The 974-nt window shown below is 53.9% G+C and carries 1 protein-coding gene; it reads left to right on the top strand.

What is annotated here, in order from left to right:
- Positions 1-974: IS256 family transposase (locus PSHG_RS25990; protein ID WP_042120962.1), on the top strand; the 974-nt coding region annotated here is incomplete at both ends.

The raw sequence follows: 974 nt of genomic DNA, 5'->3' as shown, positions 1-974 counted from the left end.
GTTGACCCTGCGCGTCCCCAGAATGCGGGACGGGAAGTTTTCCACAGACTTATTTGCCCGATATCAACGCAGTGAACAAGCCCTGGTCTTGGCCTTGATGGAAATGGTCGTCAACGGAGTATCGACACGGAAAGTGAAACAGATCACCGAAGAGCTATGCGGTACGGAGTTTTCGAAATCAACCATCTCCGATTTATGCAAACGACTCGATCCAATTGTGACCGAGTGGAATGAGCGCTCCTTGCTCGATACGACCTATCCGTTTGTCCTGGTGGATGCCATGTATGTGAAAGTAAGGGAACACGGTCGGGTCCGATCTTGTGGTGTACTGCTTGCTGTGGGTGTCAACGCAGATGGACAGCGGGAAGTGATCGGCATGAAGACGGGGGACACCGAAACCGAGGAAACCTGGGGCCAATTTTTCCACTGGCTGAAAGCCCGTGGGTTGCGAGGAACGGACCTGGTGGTATCGGATGATCACGGGGGGCTGGTCAAGGCGGTACGGCACTATTTCCAAGGGGCGACCTGGCAACGATGTCAAGCCCACTTCCTTCGCAATATCTTAGACGTGACGCCAAAAGCGATGAAGTCGGAGATGAGCGACAGCATCAAAGCGCTCTTCCATGCCACCGATATGAAGGCGGCACGACTTCTCCTGGAGCAAATCTTAGAGAAATATGAGGAAACGGCTGAGAAGGCCATGGAAAGGTTGGAGAATGGATTTGAGGACGCCATGGCCGTCATCCCCTTGCCGGAAAAGTATCGCCGTCGCCTTCGGACAACCAACTGCGTAGAGCGACTCAACGAAGAGGTGCGCCGGCGGGAACGGGTGATTCGGATCTTTCCCAACCGTGAATCCGTGATGCGCTTAATGGGGGCCGTCCTCATGGAGCTCGATGAGAAATGGGCAGGTCAGAAGACGTATCTGGACATGCAGGAATACTGGGAATGGCAGAAGAAGCAGCAACAAGAAA

The organism is Paenibacillus senegalensis JC66 (assembly GCF_000285515.1).
GTDB lineage: Bacteria > Bacillota > Bacilli > Paenibacillales > NBRC-103111 > Paenibacillus_L > Paenibacillus_L senegalensis.
Note: the sequence above shows the minus strand (reverse complement) of the source record. Positions and strands in the feature narration are given on the sequence as shown.